This window comes from Sulfurospirillum oryzae (genome assembly GCF_025770725.1).
Classification (GTDB): domain Bacteria; phylum Campylobacterota; class Campylobacteria; order Campylobacterales; family Sulfurospirillaceae; genus Sulfurospirillum; species Sulfurospirillum oryzae.
Genome location: NZ_JANZKZ010000001.1, coordinates 845,969 through 865,240 on the forward strand (window position 1 = coordinate 845,969; position 19,272 = coordinate 865,240).

Genomic DNA, 19,272 nt, shown 5'->3' on the forward strand with positions numbered 1-19,272 from the left:
ATGCAGATGAACATCCTGACGCACAATCATTGGCTGAACAATTATGTTTTAAACAAAGAATTTAGCTTACTTGCGGGGATTTCATCTAACGCTTACCGCTACTGGAAAAGTGTTGAAGCTGCAAAATTTGATGATGCCCGCGTTGTTTTTTTACGCAAAGAGAGCATACTTCCCAAGTACAAAGAGATCATCAAGCAATGCACTGACCTTACGGGGATGGTGCAGTCACAAGCCTTTTGCAAATATACGGGTCTTGCCCCTTCACATCTTATAGAACACAATAACTCCTGCATCTACAAAGCATTAGAAATCATCGATGTTTGCGATGTCAAATTAGTCAACCTCAAAAGATTTTATGATGATTTAAAACTAGACTATAACTATCACATTTACATCGAAAAATGCAAGTACTTCGGCCCTTCACCGTTTGAAAGAAAGATCAATCTTTCCAATGGTATTTGCGTAGGCTACTACTAAATCTTATAGTCCTCATAAATGCAACACAAATGTCACGTTTCGTCTGATATAATCATTCGTATAAAATTTTAGGAGGACCGCATGTTTGGAGGACGACGTATCGCAGAGTTAGAGAGCGAAAAACAAACGCTCAAAGCAGAGCTTCAAAAGAAGCAACAAGAAATTGATGAACTTCGTTATGCACAACAAAATGCAGCGCAAATATCACAAGAAACATCAAATGATTCTACTAAAGAAGAACTTCTCACCATCCTTTTAGGAAGTTATGAAGATGGCATGAGCTTTTTACAAAACACCATTGAAGAAAGTTTAACCATGCTCAATGAGATCAATACACTCAATGATGCTTCCACACAAGGTGGTCAAAACGTTGAAAAACAAACCAAAGAGATCTCCACTTCTTTGGAAAAAATTCAAGGACTAACCCAAAATTTTGCACGTGATGTTGAAAACCTCTCGAGCAGCGTTTCAGCCATCAGCGACATTATCAATCTTATTAAAGATATTTCCGATCAAACCAACCTTTTAGCCCTCAATGCTGCCATCGAAGCGGCACGCGCTGGTGAACATGGACGTGGGTTTGCGGTTGTTGCGGATGAAGTTAGAAAGCTTGCTGAACGTACTCAAAAAGCAACACTGGAAGTCGAATCAAATATTAGTATTCTCAAACAGAATACCAACTCTATGGCAGATACCAGTGAAACATTCCAGAGTGAATCGCGAACTTCTATGAAAATTTTGGAAGACTTTTATGGGCAAATTAATGCCATGCTTAAAAATTCTATTAGTATCACCAATAAATGTGAAAACGTTACCAATGAAATTTCCGTTAGCAATGGAAAAATTGACCATATTATGCTCAAACTCAAAGGCTACAACGCCGCTCTTGGTCGCACAAGAGCCGATATTTTAGGTCACACCGCGTGCCGCTTTGGTAAATGGTTCTCAAGCATTAACCAACGTTTAACACCTACGATTGTCAATGAAGTTAACAACCAACATATTAATGTCCACGAAGGGCTCAAAAAAGCAATCGACATTTTTGCCAATAACGGCAACCTTCATGAGGGTATTGAGACTTTCCGTTCTGTAGAGAACTCTAGTAAAGTAGGTTTTGAAAAACTGATAGAAGGATTTAAAGCCATTCGCAAATCGTAAAGTTAGGTGGATTAATGGTTTTACATGTAAGACCATTAATCCCCAAATAAGCACAAAATCGTTATACTTCCAATCCTATCCAAAATGGGCAGATGGGAGAGTGGTTTAATCCAGTCGCCTGGAACGCGGCCGTGGGGCAACTCACCGGGGGTTCGAATCCCCCTCTGCCCGCCACTTTTCAACGTTTACTTCATCTCACTTTTAAGCTTCTCATAGTTTTTACAACCAAGTAACACATTTCCTTCACAGGCTTTCTTAAAGAGTTCGAGTGCCATTTGTTTATTTTGCATGACACCTTGCCCATCACGGTACATAACGCCTAGATTGAAACATCCTTTTTCATAGCTTTCATCACACGCTTTCTTAAAAAGCTCGGCTGCTTTGATATAGTCTTTTTGTACACCTTGCGCTTTGTAGTACATGATTCCTAGATTGTAACAACCTCTTGTATGCCCCGCGTCACATGATTTGTTGAAAAGAATGAAAGATTTTGCATAGTCTTGTTGAACGCCTTCGCCCTTGTCATACATCATGCCAAGGTTGTAACAACCATCTGAAAAACCGCCATCACATGACTTTGTAAAAAGTGCAACAGCTTTTTGATCATTCTTAGGAACACCCAAGCCTGTATCGTACATATTGGCAAGATTATAGCAAGCTTCTACATTGCCACTTTCGCATGCGCTTTGAAAAGACAAAGCCGCGTTATTATAGTCACCCTTTTCATACGCAGACAATCCATTCATAAGGTCATCCGCATACGATATTTGAGTGCCTAGTGCTAAAATAAATAAGAGTTGTAAAAATTTTTTCATGTAAAACTCCTTGTTAGAATTTACATAAAGTACAAATGGTTATTTATACTTTCCATTGTAGGTGATTTCATTGAATATCAATTCTTCAATCAATTCAGGAAACAATCGAATGGATAAAAAAAGTGCTACATTTTTGGCAATAGAAAGAGGGGTATTGGCATTTGAAATAGAATCTGTTAAAAACTCTTGATCACTCTTGCTAAAACGCTTAATCGAGTAGATAAAATCTTTAACGTTCTCTTTAGCACTTGGATCTGTTGCACTTTTTCTAAAATCTGCCTGTAATGTTTCAAGATTCCATATTGTTGTTGAAAATAGAGTTCCAATACTTTTATTGGAAAGAAAATCTCCAAATGCTAATTTTGTATCAAAATCGATGATAAGCTTAGGCTTTCCATCGCCGATAAAATAGATATTTTCTCTTATGATCGTTCCACCATAATTATTCTTTCCTTCGAAAGAGTGGGCTATAAAAATAACTTTTTTATTGATACGTTCCGACACACGATCGCCACTTTGCAGTTTTTTCCATGAAACTTCTTGATAAGACTTAGGATCATTGATATTCTTTAAAACATCTTCCTTGATAGCATTTTTAATCCCAGTATCAATGTTTGGTGTCTCAAGTCCTGAGGCATTTTTTTTCTCTTCATCTCTGCTTGTACAGCCAGTGAGAATGAGTAAAGCCATCATGAACATCATCATATTTCGTAGCATATCAACACTCCTTTTTTAGGCATAGCTTCATTGATAGACTCATTGTATAACGGTAAAACTTAAACCATTAAAAACTTAAATGTTTAGGTGAAGGAAATCTTTACATGTAAAAGTGACAGAAAACTCTGCCACTTCGTATTAGACGTTATTCTCAGCTTCCAGCTGGTGTCTGATGAGAGATTTTATACCACCATTTTCTAAGATGTTTAGTACATACTCAGACATAGGCTCAACCGTTGCTATCAGTTCTCTTTCGCGACGAATGGTGCCACTTTGAAGATCAAGGCTTAGAGTATCATTCGCTTGAATCAGCTTTGAGATGTTAGGACAGATGATAAGAGGAAGCCCTAGATTGATCGCATTGCGGTAGAAGATGCGCGCAAAGGACTCTGCGATGATAGCACCCACGCCCACAGCTTTTAGGGTAATAGCGGCATGTTCGCGACTGCTACCACACCCAAAGTTTGTTCCTGCAACGATAAAATCACCTTTTTTAACTTTTTTAGTAAAGTCAGGATCAGACCCAAACATCGCGTATTTGGCAACATCTTCCACATCAGTAAACTCCACAAAACGCCCCGGATAAATCTGGTCAGTATCGACATTATTGCCAAACACAAAAGCATTTCCACTTAACAATTTTTGCATCTTTTATCCTTTACATGTAAAGAGTAGAATCAACGATCTCACCCATCAAAGCCGCGGCTGCAACGGCGGCAGGTGAGCCTAGAAAAATCTCCGCTTTGGTATCGCCCATGCGCCCAGGGAAATTGCGGTTAGTCGTCGTGATGCACGTCTCACCCGAGGCGATCATCCCCTCATGCGTTCCCAAACAAGCGGCACATCCAGGGGTTACAAAGGTTGCACCTGCTTCTACCAGTGTTTTTACATATCCTTTTTCCATTGCTTCGAGTAAAACGCCTTTAGAAGCGGGAACGATGACAAACCGTGTGCGAGATGCCACTTTTTTGCCGTGAAGAATATGTGCGGCAATACCAATGTCTTCAGCCCGCCCACCCGTACACGAACCCAAATAGGCTTGGTCGATGTGACGACCGATAAATTGGCTTAGATCGTAGACATTATCCACACTTGATGGAGCGGCAAGTTGTGGTTTGAGTTTGCTCACATCAAACGTGACTTCATCGGCATATTCAAAGTCAGCATCGGTATGGTATATTTCATAAGGACGCGTCACTTTCTCTTTCAAAAATGCCATCGTAATCTCATCAGGCTGAATGTAACTGGCTTTTGCACCCATTTCGGTACTCATATTGCACAGCGCCATACGCTCGGAAATGCTTAAATGAGGAAGCATAGAGCCGCCAAATTCAACTGCTTTATACACGGCATAATCCGCTCCAAGTGCGCCAATCGCATGCAAGATAGCATCTTTGGCATACACACCTTTGGGTAGTTTGCCCTCAAAGTTGATTTTGATAATAGGAGGAACCCTAAACCAAAGCTTTCCTGTCGCTAAAATAATCGCCAGATCCGTCGCACCCACACCTGTTCCAAACGCACCAAAAGCGCCATGCGTCGTCGTATGTGAGTCGGTGATAACCACGATTTCACCCGGATACGCCAAACCTTTGTCGGCTAAAACTTGATGGCACACCCCTTGGTCAATATCCATCAAAAGATCAATGCCTTGATCCCAGCAAAACTCTCTAAATTGCTTTTGATTTGAAGCCTGAGTGATGGTGGAAGCTGGGGCATAATGATCTAAAAACATAATCACACGGCTTGGATCATGCACCCTTTTGCCACCCATCTCAAAAAAAGAGCGCAAGGTTTGGAGATAAAGATCGTTAATTCCCGCCATATCGACTTCACAGTTGATAATCTCGCCTGTTTTGACGCTTGCTTTGCCTGCTTTTTTCGCTAATAATTTTTCAATCGCATGCATATTAAATCCTTTTAGCCTTTATCTTTTTACATGTAATTCCCAAAAAGCTTTACATGTAAAAAGAAAATCTCACTTTTCTTGAAAAGATAGCCTTGTCATGCTATACTTAAATAAATATAGAATTATAAAGAGCATTTTATGATCAATCTTAAAAAAATACAAATGTTACCCGCGCGTGAACAGGTAGCCTCTATACTACGCTCTTCGATCCTTTCTGGAGGCATCAGTAAAGGTCAGTCCATCACGCTTGATAGCGTTGGCGAACAAGTCGGTATGTCTCGCACACCCGTACGTGAAGCATTCCAAATCCTTGCCAACGAAGGACTTTTAGAGCTTCGTCAAAACCGTTGCGCCATCGTTAAAGGCATTTCTGTTGAAGCGATCAAAGACCACTACGAAATACGTGTCTTACTCGAAACCGAAGCACTTCGTAGAGCATGTAAAAACATGACCGACGAAACACTCAAAGCAATCCAAAATGTCAACAAACAAGGTCAGCGAGCAAAAGATGCCGGCGACACCGAAGCCTATAACCTTGCCAACCAAGCGTTTCACATGACTATTTGGGAAGCCGCCGATAGCGAAAAACTCAAATCATTCCTCTCTTTGCTTTGGAATGGTTTGTCAATGAACCGCTTAGTAACAGCGCAAGAGTACGCAGGCATTTCACTTGCAGATCATAATAAAATTGTTGAGCAACTAACTCAAAAAGACTATGAAGGTGCATGTGAAACGATGCGTGAACACATCATTTACAGTATGAACAGTACACTTTCCAACTTCAAAGATTAATCTTCCAAGGCGCCTTTAAAAGCGCCTTTTCACTTTTTCTAACTCTTTTCAATCGTCGTAAACAAAATGATTCATTACCTTAAAGAGGTACTTTGTTTATCCAAATGTGATATGTGATAAAATATCACATATCAATTGTAGGCTATGGTGGCTTAAAAAGTTCTAAGAAATAAAACTACTCAAATACTCTGCCAAATTTCTTTACATGTAACGCTTGGCATTAACATAAAATTTAAACTTTTGCCCTATAATTGCGCCACACTATATTAAAGAGAATTTTTATGTCCCAAGCACTAACTGAGCGACAAATCGTCTTAACGCTCGCATCTTTATCAGCGATTACTCCTTTGGCAATCGATATGTATCTACCCTCATTTCCCGCCATCTCAACGGATCTTCAAACCTCCATTCCCAATGTTGAATTTAGCCTCAGCCTCTACTTTTTTGGTATGGCAATGGGTCAACTCTTCGGAGGTCCCATTTCGGATGCGTATGGCAGACGCCCGATGGTTATTATTGGACTTACTGTCTTTGGGTTGAGTAGTTTTTTACTCTCTATCACCAACCAAATTGAAATGTTTTGGCTTTTGCGCGCACTTCAATCATTTGGAGGAGGCATCGCCACGGTCAATGTTTCGGCCACTGTTCGCGATATGTTTGAAGGCAAAGAGAGTGCGCGCATTTTTTCACTCATCGGTATGGTCATGCTTATGGCTCCTCTTTTGGCACCAACGCTTGGCTCTTTGGTACTTAAATTTTTTGAGTGGGAAGTTATCTTTATCATTCTAGGACTCTACACTTTTTTTGCAATGGGCTTTTATCTTTTTCGTTTTCCATCCGTCAAGCAAAAGCGCGCAAAAATAACGCCGATTCAAAACTATAAAATGGTTCTTTCGCACAAACAAGCAATGGTTTTTATCGTTTCTCAGATTTTATGCACTTCGGGAATGTACACGTACATCACCTCGTCTTCGTTTATATACATGGAACACTTTCATTTGAGCGCTGGCAAATTTGCACTCTTTTTTGGAGCAAGTGTTTTAATGCTGATGGCATTTGGACGTCTCAATGCGTGGCTTGTAAAACACAAAGAGCCTTTGAGTCTGCTTCGTTTTGGTCTTAATGCTCAAGCGATTATTGGTATTTTACTTTTTCTCTGCCAAGAGAGTTCGGTTTATGTTATTTTTCCGCTTATTGGACTTTACATTGGCTCGCTTGGTTTTGTATTTTCTAATTCAGTTTCACTCACGCTTGAATTTTTCCCTACCATTAGTGCCTCAGCCAATGCAATCATCGGCGTCTTACAATACAGCGTTGGTGCATTTATGGGCTTTATCGCGAGCTCGCTTCACGATGGTACTCTTTTCCCCATTACAGGTGTTATGATGGGGGTAAGTCTCTGCGGAACAATACTTTTGATGTTAGGAAGTAGGGGGTATATTCCCCATCATGGAAGGCAAAGCTAAAATCTTTTTATCGACACTTGAAAGTGCTAACGTCTCAATTTGCTCACGCGTAAAGTAGCCATCTACTTTTACATGTAATGATTCACACCTAAAAGCTTCTAGTTCCAATTTAAAATGGCTATAGGTGTGAGTGACACTCCCTAGACTTTTAGCATCTTTGGGAAGTTCACCCGCTTGTACAAAACCCCAAAGTCCATGAAGAAGTCTCTCTTTTCGTTGAACAAGCCCCAGCTTTCCCTCGTTATAAACAACCAAAGCAAACCGTTTTTTCGTTGGGACTTTGGCTTTTTTAAGAGCCTTTGGGTAGTTTTCAGGCGCAGTTTTACCTTTACATGTAAGAGACAACGGACACTCTTTACATATAGGATTTTTTGGCGTACAGATGAGTGAGCCTATGTCCATCATCGCTTGATTGTGCTCGTAAGGATGCTTTACATGTAAGAATTCCCATGCCTTTGCCCAAAGCATCTTTTCATCTTTGACACTAAGAGCAAAGTAGCGACACAACACGCGCTTTACATTGGCATCCAAAATGGGAAGAGCGTGTCTGTAAGCAAAGACACAAATAGCGTGCGCTGTGCTCTTTCCAATGCCTTTAAGCCCGCCTAACTCTTCAGGACTACGTGGCAAAACACCTTTACATGTAAAAGCGGTATGGTGAAGATTTTTAGCTCTTGTGTAGTATCCAAGCCCTTCCCACATTTTTAAAACATCATCTAAGGACGCATCAGCCACACTTTGAAGTGTGGGAAATCGCTCTAAAAAAGGAAAGTAAAAACGCTCCAAAACGGTTTTAACTTGAGTTTGTTGTAGCATTATTTCGCTGAGGTATATTTTGTACGCATCATCCGTTTGCCGCCAAGGAAGATCATGCCGACCGTTTTTTTGATACCAATCTAAAAGTGATTTATGAGCTTCATTGTGCATAAGATATTGTATCCAAACCTCATTTTATAAAATAAAAGTAGTAATATAATTGGCAAAAAATTTCCGCTATAATTTTACAATTTTTATTAGGACATAATTATGTTTAAGAGTTTACATTCTGAATTTGAAAAAAAAGATACTGATTTATACAAGTTTCAACAAAGAAAAGGCTTTTCTAAATATATTCTTATTAGATCGCTCGATATAAACACTTTGAAAGAGATAATTAAAGATCAAACAGGAAATGATGCTAAATCTTCAAAGCAGGACGAACTATATAAAGAATTATTTGATACAGATATTACTATCGACAAATTAATTGAACATATATTAAAAAAATATCCAGAAGAAAGAGAGTATCGACTAGAACAAGAAAAGCATCTTCCAGCTATAATTGAAAATTTTGGAGATGTAAAATGTGGAATTAGAAATGACAATATGAATGATGTTGCAAAAGCATTGGTAAGAGACAAATCTATTCTAAGTAAAAAAGAATTGGATAGACGAGTTAATGAGTTACTACAAGGAACTATAAAAGGCTACCTTTTATGGCAATACTATAATCAAGTCACAAATGACTTGATAGAACATATAGTAAATGATCATCCAAGTGTCATTCCAACGATAAGAAAAATTCATGATGTAGATTTTTTTCTCAAAATAAATGATGAAATTGTCCCTTTTGATCTCAAAATAACACATATATCAAATGATTTTTTTGATAAATATACAAAAGGAATAGAGCTCAATATTGATAATAAATGTAATATAACAGATGACTATTGCATTAATGACCGTTCCCATGGTGAGCTAGAACAAATAAAAAATCTATATAAAGTTACAAAAGAAAAACGACTACCTAAAATGACAGGGCAATCAAAAGAAGATTTAAAAAACAACCTAACTTCTCTGGGAATTGAAGAGATCAATCAAGAGTTAAGTGCATTAGAAGAATTAAAAGAAATTAAAACTTATTACAGTCAGATTAAACTCAAATATGATTTACCTAATATGAGTAAATTAAGCCAACAGGGAATGGTTGATATCTTATTGAAATATAATCAAACTGAAACAGAAAAACTATTAGAGCAATTAATTGCAAAAAGACGAACCTGTATCAAACAATTAGAAACTGATAGGAAAATTCTAGAATGGTGGAATTATAAAAATCAAGGAGAACGTTTATTCAAAAACAATAATCGTTTTTTTGTTTTTTTGGCTTACCGTAACTCATTTGAGGATGCAAGACCATTAAAAGGAAACGTAGATTCTTTAAAAAACTTAATTAGTCGGCAACTTGATGCCATCTCAAATGGTCAAGAATTGAATACAATTAATTATTATTACGATAAAGATAAAAATTTAAAAGGATCATATACTATAAATGCCACTTCTGTAATTTATGCAAGTGAAATTATATGAACCACAGTCCTTCCTCATTTATAGAAAAATATTTACTAAGAATTTCTAGAATATTAACCTTAGCGATGATGATATGCTTTGAAAAAAATTCTTGAAGTAAAACCATATAAATATTATTTGTATCTACATACGTTATTTTAGACATCAGCTGCTTAGTAGTATTAACAATTAAAGCCACAGTTTCATTAAAAGATAATATTTGATGTTGATTAGATGATGTACTTTTTAAGAAAGTAATCATCATATCACCCTTGACTGTTTTGGTTCTATTCAATTGTCTAGGTGTAAATGTTTTTTGCGTCAACCATTCAATTTTATGAAGTTGAAAATTATTTTTTAAACAACCATTCAAAATTGCATACCATTCCTCTCCTGAAATCGAGTGAAACGTTAATGTAAAATACTTCTGAGGTTTTAATACTCGATGTATCTCATATAAGCATTGCTCAATATCACTTCCAAATTCTTTAATAGTCTTAACTCTTTTTTTACTATCGCTTACAACAACTTCATTATTGTAGTCAACAGAAAATCCTAACCAAGTATTCCAAATGATACTTTGTTCAAAATAAGGAACAGAATCTCCATAAGGAGGATCTGCAAAAATATAGTCAATTGAATTATCCGGATATGGTAATTTTTTTGTATCTAACGAGTCAATAATATAACTTGTATTTTCAATTGTCATTTCATTAATTGATGCAACTTCTCCATTATACTGATGTAATGATATATTCTTTTTCAATGCTTTTATAAAATCTTTCTTTCCAGATACTAACTTTTGAACTCGATTTTTGAAATAATGAAATACGTTGTTTTCAATATATGTTTCACCTATATAAAATCCTGTCATCCAAGCGCCAGATGCCATTTCACCTCTGCTTTTAATTGGAGGAACTAAACGTGAGCAATTTGCTAAATTAGATGTAAAAGCTAACAATAACAAGTCTTTATATACTTTATCAGATACCTGATTTATAGCATCGAATAATGCTATATGAGATGATAAAGCTCTAACAGTAAATAAATCATCTGTTGTAAGACCTTTGTATGCACTGATTCTGCTATTTGGAATAATTTTGGAAACTGGATGATCCATCAAAGATACATTATGTTCTTGATTTAAAATATAATCTATTTGTGTTTGAGATAAAGTAAATTCAATTGAAGCTTTTGTGCATTTACATTGTATTTTTGCTTTTACTGGTATATCTTGTTTTGTTCGCAAGGTTGCAATAACTCGTGCATCATGTCCACATTTTGGACATTTTATTATGTTCCAAAAGATATTCTCACTCAAGGTTTGAACAATAATATCATCACTTAAATTTTCTAATCTACTAATATTAAATTCATGGGTTAAAAGCTGTTTTTGAATAAATGAAGCAATAGGATTCAAATCATTCGATATGACATTTCTTTTATTGATATAAGCCTCAGCAGTAAAAACACCATATCCAGAAAAAGGGTCTAAAACTATATCCCCTTCTTTTGTAAATTCATCTAAAAGACTTCTTAATTGTTCAGGAGGTTTTTTCCCCCAATATTTGTGCATTCCATAACGCGGCAGTTTTTGAGACAATGTATAGCCTTATTTTATGTTTATATAGTATAATTCTATTCTTAATAAGATTAATAAATACTTAATATGAATATATTATACGTTAAAGGTATATAATGAGCTTTATTTCAAATTCACAAATCATTGGCACTATTTTTTCCTGGTTAAGAGCACAAAAGAATATAGATCAAATCACGTTTGCAAAAAAGATGAAACTTACACAAGCTTCTTTATCTAGAATCGAGAATGGGAAAGCAATAATGAATATAGAACAAGTTCTGTTTGCATCCAACATATTGGAAATTGAAAGTTCCTATGTTTTAATTTTATTTACTAAATTAAAAGAACTTTTAGAAAATCAAGGTTTTGTTATAGTGAATAGTAGAGATACTATTAATGGACGCAATATTAGTTTTGAGCCAATAACAATTGTACGAGGAGTTTTAACCCAACACGTTTTATCTATAATGAATAAAATCTAATTCCTACTATAGAATATAATAAGGATTAGAATGACAGTTCATATTTTCTATTCTTTTCGTACCACTCAAAAATAGCCTCTTTTACATTCAAGCCAAGCACCACTGAATAGGTTTTTTACCGTTACATGTAAGGTATTCGTTACTTTTTGAAAAAGGCTTTGATCCAAAAAATCCGCGGTATGATGAGAGAGGAGAAGGGTGAGGAGCGCGTAATATGAGATGTTTTTTGCTGTCAATAAGGCTTGCTTTTGCCCCTGCTGGACTTCCCCAAAGAATGAAAACCAAATGCTCTTTTTGCGTGCTTAAAAGTTTAATAACAGCATCAGTGAAGTTTTCCCAACCTTGCCCACGATGTGAATTGGCTTCGCTTGCACGCACCGTTAAAACTGTGTTTAGTAAAAAAACACCTTGCTTTGCCCATGCTGTTAGATTTCCGTTGCGAGGAATAGCACAGCCAAGATCATCACGTAGCTCTTTGAAAATATTTTGAAGGGATGGCGGATGCTGGATGCCGTCTTGCACTGAAAAAGAGAGCCCATGCGCCTGATTAGCTCCATGATAAGGGTCTTGCCCTAAAATGACCACTTCGACTTTATCAAAAGGGGTATTATCGAAGGCTGCAAAGATATTGGCGCTTTTAGGATAAATGGTATGGCTTTTTTTTTCTTCCACCAAGAAGTTTTTTAAGACTTCAAAATAAGGTTTTTGAAACTCATCCAACAAAACAACTTTCCAGCTCTCTTCAATTTTTGGATCAACCATTTTTATCCTTTAATTAATTGCAGTCTATTTTTTAAGAATTTTTGGGTAAAATACGCTTCGCCTTCTTCTAGACCTGTGCAATGTCTTCTAAGAGCATCGCTTCAGGGTGGGAACACAGCAGAGCACTTTTTTTAGGTGTGTGCCGCAGTCATCTGGGAGAGGGTTTTTACACCACTACTTACACTCCCAAATAATTTTCAATCTCCATCGCCAATTCGTAAAAATCAGCCTTACCCATTTTGCCTTTTTCTTTAAGCTTATGACGGATATGCTCTTTACCTTGAATTAGCTCTTTAGACTTCACTCCGTGTGAAATAGAAAGTGTTGCCTCAATAAATGCAGCAATTCGATCACAATTTTTCAGCGCTTCGCCATCAATGGCATTGTATTTATCTTCATTGTAACGTGATAAATCATGCACCATTTCAATGCCATTTTCATTGATACGGTTCATAAACTCATCTTTTTGATTGTCTCCATACAAACCCAAAAGGTATTTAAAGGTCGAAACCATTCCTTCTGGCAAATACGGTAAAATCTCTTCCTCAATCATTTTAATTTCAAACTCACTAATGATGTCATCAAGCCCGCTTACCGAATACTTCACAGGACTGATAATATCGCGTGTTAATGCTTCGGGAAAGTCATGAAAGAGCGCACAAAAAAAGTTGTTTTCCATGCGTTTATCGCATGCTTTAATGGAAAGAGAATAAAAATAACCCATAATAGCAACAATGAGCATGTGTCCAAGCACTGAGGTTTCAGGTATTCGTGGCGTTTGCGCCCAACGTTTTTGAAAACGAAGACGTCCACTAAGATCAATAATCTTAGAAATCTTTTTATTCATCTCCATTTTACGAACGCCAATAAGCTCGTAATAATCTTCAATTTCCTCTTCCACCGCCTCTTTTACTCGGTCAATATTGTTCAGAAATTGGCTGGTTTGATAGACAATAGAAAATTCCCAGCGTGTTGCCATGTACGAAGCCGCTTTGAGAATAAAACGCTCCTTTTTATACATAGAACTATCGCTCAAATACTTTTTAAAACGCTCATAAAAAGCGCCATTTTCAATATCACTCAGTGAATCATAGAGTTGTGCCAATACCCACGCATTGATCTCTTTCTCTTTTTTTTGAAGTGCTTTGCGAAAAACGTCAGGGCGAATATCAGTTACAACGACTCGACGCAAAAATTCAAAGATACCCGCTTCAATCATATTGACCATATTAATGCTATCTTTGGCTTCCATTTGTGCTAAAAAATAAGCAATAATGAACTTATGAGCTTGTTTGTCAAGCTCCACCAATTCGACCATACGAGGGTAATCATTCCAGCGTTGGATCGAAGCAGCTCCGAAGAACTGTTCTATCAGTCTAGGGTTTAACATGAACTCTCATTTCGTACCTGTTTCGAGTCAATTTCAATCACCGTATGAACATTCCCTCTTGGGTTAAAATCAGCAACGACTTTGAGCCATTTTGGTTTGAGCTTAGAATCGAGAAGGTCATAAATTTCATTCGCACTGTTTTCGTGGCTGATGTTGCGATTCATAAAGCTGTTGATGTAAAGTTTGATTGCTTTAAGCTCCACAACCAGTTCATTGGGAATATAATCAATATAAATCGTTGCAAAATCTGGATACCCACTACGTGGACATAGACAACAAAACTCTGGTAATGTAAGCTTAATAACGTAGTTTTTTTTATGCTGATTTGGCCAAATTTCTAAGTCTTTTTCAACATCAAATTCTGTAATTATTTTTTCACCGTATTTCATAAATTATCTCCTATTATTTGTTCTATTGATTTTGGTTTTGAGATACAAAACCCTTGTATAAAATCAGGTTTAATCTCTTTCATTTTTTCAAAAAGAGCCTCTTTATCTACGAATTTTACCATACTTTGAATGTGAAGCGTTTGGATAAGTTCAACGTAGTGTGAAAGAAGTTGTTGGTATTTTGGATCATCAATTTTTTTGGTAAATTCAATATCAAATTTCACCAAATCAATCGGTAAATATTTAAGGTATTCAAAACCACAATTATTACCACCAAAATTACCCAATGCTATTTTAAATCCAACCTCTTGATAACTCTCAATAATCTCTCTAAAACGGTGCATGTTTTCATAGCTTTTTTGCTCGATAATCTCAAGTATAAAACGATGCGGATCAATACCATTTTTTTCAAAAAGCGTTACAAGATAGCGTTTAAAACTAAGATTTCGAAGTGTTACAGGTGAAACTTCAATGCAAAAAAGTACCTCTTTTTCCATTAAAGGTTTAATCTCTTCCAATAAAAGCTCAAAAACCTTTTCATCAAACTCTCTCTCATGTCCTGTATGGTTAATGATACGTTGAATCTGCTGTTTTGAAAGTGTTCCATAGAGTTTAGATTCCATACGTGTCAAAATTTCTAAAATATTGATTTGATTTGATTTTTGTGCTAAAGAAGGTTGGTATTTGAAAAAAAGCTGTCGATGATTAATTGCTTCCTCGATAATCATTTGAAATTGATCAAGTTTAATGTTTGGAGTGATTTCTTCACTCTTTTTTTGTTCTTCCAACAACATTAAAAGTCGTTCTATAATATTGTTTACATCGCTATCATACGCAGCACTTAAAAGTGAAAAGGCCACTTTAACTTCAATATTTAAAATTCCTATATTTTGAACACTTTTAGTAAAAATTGTTAAAAGATGTCTAAGCTCTCTGCTTGGATGGTTGAGTAAAAGTATAAAACCATCATTGCTATATCTTCCAATGGCAATCTTTTTAAAACGATGCTCACGTAAAAAAAATTGTAATTTTTGAATAAAATGATAAAGAACTAAATCTCCATTATTGATACCATAACGTTCATTGATGTCATTTAAATTATTGATATGTAAAAAGATAATGGTGGTGGTTTCACGCTTTTTGATTTTAACGATTTTACTGATAATCTCTGCTCTGGTAAATGTTTTGGTTATTGGATCAATCAAACTTGTTTGAAATCCATGATAGATCAAATAAACCGTATAATAAACATAAATAGGAATCAATAAAATAAGGAGAATATAATTAATTGACGTGTGCGAAAAAAGCTGAAAGGTATAGAAAAAAACGCTTATGAGAAGTAAGAGAGGAAAAGCGATTTTAAGAGCTGTAATAAATCGATTTTCTCTCTCCTTGATCTCAGAATAGAGCATTAAACGTCCAAATGTTTTACGTCTTTGGCATGATCTTGAATATACTGACGGCGAGGTTCAACTTCATCACCCATAAAGAGAGTAAAGGTTTCACTTGCAGCTTCTGCATCATCAACTTTAACTTGCAATAATCGTCTGTTTTCAGGATTCATGGTTGTTTCCCAAAGTTGTTCAGGGTTCATCTCACCAAGACCTTTGTAGCGTTGAATATAAGCGCCTTTTTTAGCATTTTTTTCGATTTCATCGAGTACTTCAACAGGATCTTTGCCATCAAATACATCAAAGTCACGTTCTTGTATTTTAGTGTAAATATAACGAGCCTCTTCGTAAAGTGGATTGGTATAAAAAACTTCATCTAAAAGTAACTCTTCGAGTCCATCTTTGGTTTGAATAAAAAGATGAATGCTATCATCGTTGACATAATGGTTGAGAATGTTATAACCAAGAGCTGTTACAAATTTTTCAATCTCTTTGAAAAGATCACTTGATGGTAATGCAATTAAGTCTGGATTTTCAATCAAATAACGTACCACTTCAATCATAGAGAAGCGTTTTTCAAGCTCTTTTAAAATACCCCTATAAGCAGAGATAATTTTAAAATAATCCACTAAATCAGGTGTTCCAACACCTTCAATAGCAATACTGTCCATACCAGATTCAATTAAAAAGGCATTCATTTCAGTATCATCTTTAAGATAAATCTCTTTTTTACCTTTTTTATAACGATAAAGTGGTGGTTGAGCCAAATAGACATAACCATTATCCACAACAGGGCGTAAAAAGCGGAAAAGAAATGTTAAAAGTAGTGTTTGAATATGGCTACCATCAACGTCCGCATCGGTCATAATGATAAGCTTATGGTAACGAAGTTTTTCTTCGTTAAATTCATCCCCAATGCCGCATCCCAGAGCAGTAATCATATTTTTAATCTCATCGGATTTTAAAATTTTATCTAAACGGCTTTTTTCAACGTTAAGAATTTTACCTTTAAGCGGTAAAATGGCTTGGAAAACTCTATCACGTCCTTGTTTTGCAGAACCGCCCGCACTATCGCCCTCTACGAGATAGAGTTCACAGATAGAAGGGTCTTTACTTTGACAATCCGCTAATTTTCCAGGAAGTGTTCCAATGCTCATGGCATCTTTTCTACGTGTGAGATCACGTGCATTTTTAGCCGCTTCACGACCTCTTGCTGCAGCAAGCGCTTTATTCATAATCGCTTTGGCTTCGATTGGATTTTCTTCAAAATATTTAACCAGTTGTTCATAAACCAATTTTTGAACGATTGGTTTAACGTAAGAACTACCTAGTTTTCCTTTGGTTTGACCTTCAAATTGAGGTTCAGGTACTTTAACACTCACAATGGCTATCAAACCTTCACGAACGTCATCACCTGTGATTTTGACATCTTTTTCACGAATACCTGCATTTAAAGAGATGTAATTGGTAATGGCTCGCGTTAGTCCAGCTCTAAAACCACTCTCATGCGTTCCGCCATCAATCGTTTTAATGTTATTGACAAATGAGTAAAGAATTTCGCTGTAGGTTGAGTTATACATCATAGCAACATCAACTTCAACATCTTCAACACTTGCTGTATAGTGAACAGCATCGGCTACTTTTTCTTTTTTATTAAGATCTAAAACAAACTGTTTAATACCACCTTCAAAATGGTAAACTTCAGTACGTCCATCTCTTTGATCTTTGAGTTCAATCGTGATTTTTGGATTAAGGTATGCAAGTTCACGGAAACGTGTTGCTAAAATTTCAAATTGAAATTCTACTGTTTCAAAAATAGTACCATCTGGCCAAAATTCTATGGTTGTACCTGTACGATTGGTTGTTTTTACAACATCCAATGGCGTTTGAGGAATACCACAAGCAAACTCTTGACGATGCTCATTCCCTTCACGTTTAATAGTCGCAACAAGTTTTGAAGAAAGCGCATTTACAACCGAAACACCAACACCGTGCAAACCACCACTTACTTTATAGGTATCTTTATCAAACTTTCCACCTGCGTGAAGTACGGTTAGAACAACCGTTGCTGCTGACATATTTTCACCCTCATGCCAACCAACAGGAATACCACGACCATTATCGGTCACAATACAAGAGCCTTCACGTGTAAGTTCTACTTTAATTAAGTCACAATAACCAGCCATTGCCTCATCAATAGAGTTGTCAACGACTTCATAAATAAGATGGTGAAGACCGTTAATGTTGGTATCACCGATATACATACCTGGACGCTTTCTTACTGCTTCAAGGCCTTTTAAAACTTTAATATTGTCTGCACCGTAAGTACTCATATTTTCTCCACTTCTTATTTTTAATTCTTTGATACGCTTTTAAAGCAAAGCTCTAAAAGCTACGCTAACGCTGAGTTTACACGAGCGTAAGCTCACGCGCTGTGTGCTTAATTTTTAAATCATAATTGGCATAACAATGGTTGTAAAGTTATCACTCTCTAAAGTGAAAGGAAGACCACTGTCATTGAAACCTAGGGTAAAGTTACTATTTTCGATATTAGATAAAAAATCTAAAATATAACGACTGTTAACGGCAAGGTAAATATCACTATCAAGTCCTGTTTTAAAATCAATTTCTGTTTTTGCTTCAATGTTATCGTCATTCAAACTTTCAAAGACAATTTTTTCAGGTTTAAAAGTGATTTTAATTTCAGGGGAAATAATAGAAATTTGTTTAATAGATTCAACCATAGATTCACGGTTAAGTAAAATTCTGTAATTTTTATTTTTAGGAATGATACGCTGATAATCAGGAAATTTTCCATTGATAAGTTTTGTATAAAATGTAAAATGAGCAGAACTTGCAATGAGTGTGTTTTCATCGTAAAAAATTTCAATGTTATCAAAAAAGAGTTTTTGAATTTCACTGATTGCTTTTTTAGGAATGATAAGTGAAAAATTATGTTCAGTTGGTTGTTCTATTTGCATAATAGCAAGGCGCTTTGTATCGGTAGCAACTAAATTAATGCTGTTGTCCTTAATGTCAATTAAAGAACCATTGAGTTCGAATTTTGGATTATTGCTATCGATAGCTGGAGCTATTTTTTTAATGGAGCGAACAAGTGTGTTGCTATTGATGTCAAATTTAGGTTTAGAATCAATTTGTGGAAATGGAGGGAAATCAGTTGGGTTAAGCATTGGAAGCTTAAATTTGGAGCTATTCTGTTTGATATAGAGGTAATCATTGATTGTTTCTAAAACAACTTCGTCATCTTTTAAACCTTTAATAATATCTAAAAGCTTTTTTCCATTAGCGGTTGCATTGCCTGAAGTGATTATTTTGATCTCAGGTGTATGGTAAGAAAGACCAATTTCATAATCAGTTGCTTTAATGACAAATTGACTCTCTTCAGTGATTAATAAAACATGGGATGTAATTTGACTCAAATCTTTTTTTTCTAAATAGGGTTGAATGTTTAACAACATGTTTTCTAAAATGCTTTTTTTAATCGAAACTTTCATAGAGTCTCCTTTTTATTATTTAATTTAAAATAGATGAAGTAGTAGATTGGGATGAATTTGTGAAAACATCAACATTATACCTCAAACTAGGGATTATTC

The 19,272-nt window shown here is 35.9% G+C and carries 18 protein-coding genes, 1 tRNA gene and 1 other RNA gene; 8 read left to right on the top strand and 12 right to left on the bottom strand.

Features of this window, described 5'->3' with window-relative positions; genetic code table 11:
• The 3 genes from cheQ to N0B29_RS04220 all read left to right on the top strand — a co-directional run bounded on the left by cheQ (position 1) and on the right by N0B29_RS04220 (position 1,809).
• Positions 1-477 carry a cheVAW transcriptional regulator CheQ gene (gene cheQ / locus N0B29_RS04210; protein WP_263832424.1) on the top strand — a complete coding sequence of 159 codons (477 nt, stop codon included), beginning with the start codon at positions 1-3 and terminating at the stop codon, positions 475-477.
• 81 nt (positions 478-558) lie between these two features.
• A complete protein-coding gene (locus N0B29_RS04215; protein WP_318526688.1) occupies positions 559-1,635 on the top strand; it encodes a methyl-accepting chemotaxis protein in 1,077 nt (358 codons plus the stop codon).
• Between the two features lie 86 nt (positions 1,636-1,721).
• A tRNA-Ser gene (locus tag N0B29_RS04220) sits at positions 1,722-1,809 on the top strand.
• An 11-nt stretch (positions 1,810-1,820) separates the two neighbouring features.
• Here N0B29_RS04220 and N0B29_RS04225 read toward each other — a convergent pair.
• From N0B29_RS04225 to N0B29_RS04240, 4 genes are all read right to left on the bottom strand, one after another.
• Positions 1,821-2,450 carry a tetratricopeptide repeat protein gene (locus N0B29_RS04225; protein ID WP_263832425.1) on the bottom strand — a complete coding sequence of 210 codons (630 nt, stop codon included), beginning with the start codon at positions 2,448-2,450 and terminating at the stop codon, positions 1,821-1,823.
• Between the two features lie 39 nt (positions 2,451-2,489).
• The gene (locus N0B29_RS04230) at positions 2,490-3,167 is read right to left on the bottom strand and encodes a hypothetical protein (protein WP_263832426.1); all 678 of its coding nucleotides are present in this window, start codon (positions 3,165-3,167) and stop codon (positions 2,490-2,492) included.
• Between the two features lie 138 nt (positions 3,168-3,305).
• A complete protein-coding gene (locus N0B29_RS04235) occupies positions 3,306-3,815 on the bottom strand; it encodes a LeuD/DmdB family oxidoreductase small subunit (protein WP_263832427.1) in 510 nt (169 codons plus the stop codon).
• Between the two features lie 10 nt (positions 3,816-3,825).
• The gene (locus N0B29_RS04240; RefSeq protein WP_263832428.1) at positions 3,826-5,076 is read right to left on the bottom strand and encodes a 3-isopropylmalate dehydratase large subunit; all 1,251 of its coding nucleotides are present in this window, start codon (positions 5,074-5,076) and stop codon (positions 3,826-3,828) included.
• Between the two features lie 138 nt (positions 5,077-5,214).
• Here N0B29_RS04240 and N0B29_RS04245 point away from each other — a divergent pair, with 138 nt between their 5' ends.
• Together N0B29_RS04245 and N0B29_RS04250 are read left to right on the top strand one after the other, a co-directional pair.
• Complete coding sequence (locus tag N0B29_RS04245; protein ID WP_263832429.1) at positions 5,215-5,868, top strand: GntR family transcriptional regulator; 654 nt, start codon at positions 5,215-5,217, stop codon at positions 5,866-5,868.
• A gap of 281 nt (positions 5,869-6,149) precedes the next feature.
• The gene (locus tag N0B29_RS04250; protein ID WP_263832430.1) at positions 6,150-7,334 is read left to right on the top strand and encodes a multidrug effflux MFS transporter; all 1,185 of its coding nucleotides are present in this window, start codon (positions 6,150-6,152) and stop codon (positions 7,332-7,334) included.
• Here N0B29_RS04250 and mutY read toward each other — a convergent pair.
• Complete coding sequence (gene mutY, locus N0B29_RS04255; RefSeq protein WP_263832431.1) at positions 7,290-8,261, bottom strand: A/G-specific adenine glycosylase; 972 nt, start codon at positions 8,259-8,261, stop codon at positions 7,290-7,292. The two genes, N0B29_RS04250 and mutY, sit on opposite strands and share 45 nt — an antisense overlap.
• 99 nt (positions 8,262-8,360) lie before the next feature.
• Here mutY and N0B29_RS04260 point away from each other — a divergent pair, with 99 nt between their 5' ends.
• Positions 8,361-9,683 (top strand): hypothetical protein, encoded by a 1,323-nt coding sequence (locus N0B29_RS04260; RefSeq protein WP_263832432.1) that lies wholly within the window; start codon positions 8,361-8,363, stop codon positions 9,681-9,683.
• Here the strand turns inward: N0B29_RS04260 and N0B29_RS04265 are convergent.
• Positions 9,676-11,265, bottom strand: a complete 1,590-nt coding sequence (locus N0B29_RS04265) for a DNA methyltransferase (protein WP_263832433.1) — start codon at positions 11,263-11,265, stop codon at positions 9,676-9,678. The genes N0B29_RS04260 and N0B29_RS04265 overlap by 8 nt on opposite strands.
• A 95-nt stretch (positions 11,266-11,360) precedes the next feature.
• On the opposite strand from N0B29_RS04265, the gene N0B29_RS04270 reads away from it, so the two are divergent.
• The gene (locus tag N0B29_RS04270; protein WP_263832434.1) at positions 11,361-11,726 is read left to right on the top strand and encodes a helix-turn-helix domain-containing protein; all 366 of its coding nucleotides are present in this window, start codon (positions 11,361-11,363) and stop codon (positions 11,724-11,726) included.
• 87 nt (positions 11,727-11,813) lie between these two features.
• On the opposite strand, the gene N0B29_RS04275 is transcribed toward N0B29_RS04270, so the two are convergent.
• A complete protein-coding gene (locus N0B29_RS04275; protein WP_263832435.1) occupies positions 11,814-12,488 on the bottom strand; it encodes a uracil-DNA glycosylase in 675 nt (224 codons plus the stop codon).
• A gap of 64 nt (positions 12,489-12,552) precedes the next feature.
• Here N0B29_RS04275 and ffs point away from each other — a divergent pair.
• An RNA gene (gene ffs, locus N0B29_RS04280) (signal recognition particle sRNA small type) lies at positions 12,553-12,650 on the top strand.
• A 16-nt stretch (positions 12,651-12,666) separates the two neighbouring features.
• Here the strand turns inward: ffs and N0B29_RS04285 are convergent.
• The 5 genes from N0B29_RS04285 to dnaN all read right to left on the bottom strand — a co-directional run bounded on the left by N0B29_RS04285 (position 12,667) and on the right by dnaN (position 19,173).
• A complete protein-coding gene (locus N0B29_RS04285) occupies positions 12,667-13,878 on the bottom strand; it encodes an HD domain-containing protein (protein WP_263832436.1) in 1,212 nt (403 codons plus the stop codon).
• A complete protein-coding gene (queF, locus tag N0B29_RS04290) occupies positions 13,872-14,267 on the bottom strand; it encodes a preQ(1) synthase (protein WP_263832437.1) in 396 nt (131 codons plus the stop codon). Before queF ends, N0B29_RS04285 begins: the two co-directional genes overlap by 7 nt.
• Positions 14,264-15,679 (bottom strand): GGDEF domain-containing protein, encoded by a 1,416-nt coding sequence (locus N0B29_RS04295; RefSeq protein ID WP_263832438.1) that lies wholly within the window; start codon positions 15,677-15,679, stop codon positions 14,264-14,266. Before N0B29_RS04295 ends, queF begins: the two co-directional genes overlap by 4 nt.
• Complete coding sequence (gyrB, locus tag N0B29_RS04300; protein WP_263832439.1) at positions 15,679-17,991, bottom strand: DNA topoisomerase (ATP-hydrolyzing) subunit B; 2,313 nt, start codon at positions 17,989-17,991, stop codon at positions 15,679-15,681. The genes N0B29_RS04295 and gyrB overlap by 1 nt, the downstream gene beginning before the upstream one ends.
• A gap of 114 nt (positions 17,992-18,105) precedes the next feature.
• The gene (gene dnaN / locus N0B29_RS04305; RefSeq protein ID WP_263832440.1) at positions 18,106-19,173 is read right to left on the bottom strand and encodes a DNA polymerase III subunit beta; all 1,068 of its coding nucleotides are present in this window, start codon (positions 19,171-19,173) and stop codon (positions 18,106-18,108) included.
• Positions 19,174-19,272: the final 99 nt, after the last annotated feature.

What these genes read in the sequence shown, in the direction of transcription:
- cheQ (WP_263832424.1), top strand. Translation starts at nt 1, where the DNA reads ATGCAGATGAACATCCTGACGCACAATCATTGGCTGAACAATTATGTT.
- N0B29_RS04215 (WP_318526688.1), top strand. Translation starts at nt 559, where the DNA reads ATGTTTGGAGGACGACGTATCGCAGAGTTAGAGAGCGAAAAACAAACG.
- N0B29_RS04225 (WP_263832425.1), bottom strand. Translation starts at nt 2,450, where the DNA reads ATGAAAAAATTTTTACAACTCTTATTTATTTTAGCACTAGGCACTCAA.
- N0B29_RS04230 (WP_263832426.1), bottom strand. Translation starts at nt 3,167, where the DNA reads ATGCTACGAAATATGATGATGTTCATGATGGCTTTACTCATTCTCACT.
- N0B29_RS04235 (WP_263832427.1), bottom strand. Translation starts at nt 3,815, where the DNA reads ATGCAAAAATTGTTAAGTGGAAATGCTTTTGTGTTTGGCAATAATGTC.
- N0B29_RS04240 (WP_263832428.1), bottom strand. Translation starts at nt 5,076, where the DNA reads ATGCATGCGATTGAAAAATTATTAGCGAAAAAAGCAGGCAAAGCAAGC.
- N0B29_RS04245 (WP_263832429.1), top strand. Translation starts at nt 5,215, where the DNA reads ATGATCAATCTTAAAAAAATACAAATGTTACCCGCGCGTGAACAGGTA.
- N0B29_RS04250 (WP_263832430.1), top strand. Translation starts at nt 6,150, where the DNA reads ATGTCCCAAGCACTAACTGAGCGACAAATCGTCTTAACGCTCGCATCT.
- mutY (WP_263832431.1), bottom strand. Translation starts at nt 8,261, where the DNA reads ATGCACAATGAAGCTCATAAATCACTTTTAGATTGGTATCAAAAAAAC.
- N0B29_RS04260 (WP_263832432.1), top strand. Translation starts at nt 8,361, where the DNA reads ATGTTTAAGAGTTTACATTCTGAATTTGAAAAAAAAGATACTGATTTA.
- N0B29_RS04270 (WP_263832434.1), top strand. Translation starts at nt 11,361, where the DNA reads ATGAGCTTTATTTCAAATTCACAAATCATTGGCACTATTTTTTCCTGG.
- N0B29_RS04275 (WP_263832435.1), bottom strand. Translation starts at nt 12,488, where the DNA reads ATGGTTGATCCAAAAATTGAAGAGAGCTGGAAAGTTGTTTTGTTGGAT.
- N0B29_RS04285 (WP_263832436.1), bottom strand. Translation starts at nt 13,878, where the DNA reads ATGTTAAACCCTAGACTGATAGAACAGTTCTTCGGAGCTGCTTCGATC.
- queF (WP_263832437.1), bottom strand. Translation starts at nt 14,267, where the DNA reads ATGAAATACGGTGAAAAAATAATTACAGAATTTGATGTTGAAAAAGAC.
- N0B29_RS04295 (WP_263832438.1), bottom strand. Translation starts at nt 15,679, where the DNA reads ATGCTCTATTCTGAGATCAAGGAGAGAGAAAATCGATTTATTACAGCT.
- gyrB (WP_263832439.1), bottom strand. Translation starts at nt 17,991, where the DNA reads ATGAGTACTTACGGTGCAGACAATATTAAAGTTTTAAAAGGCCTTGAA.
- dnaN (WP_263832440.1), bottom strand. Translation starts at nt 19,173, where the DNA reads ATGAAAGTTTCGATTAAAAAAAGCATTTTAGAAAACATGTTGTTAAAC.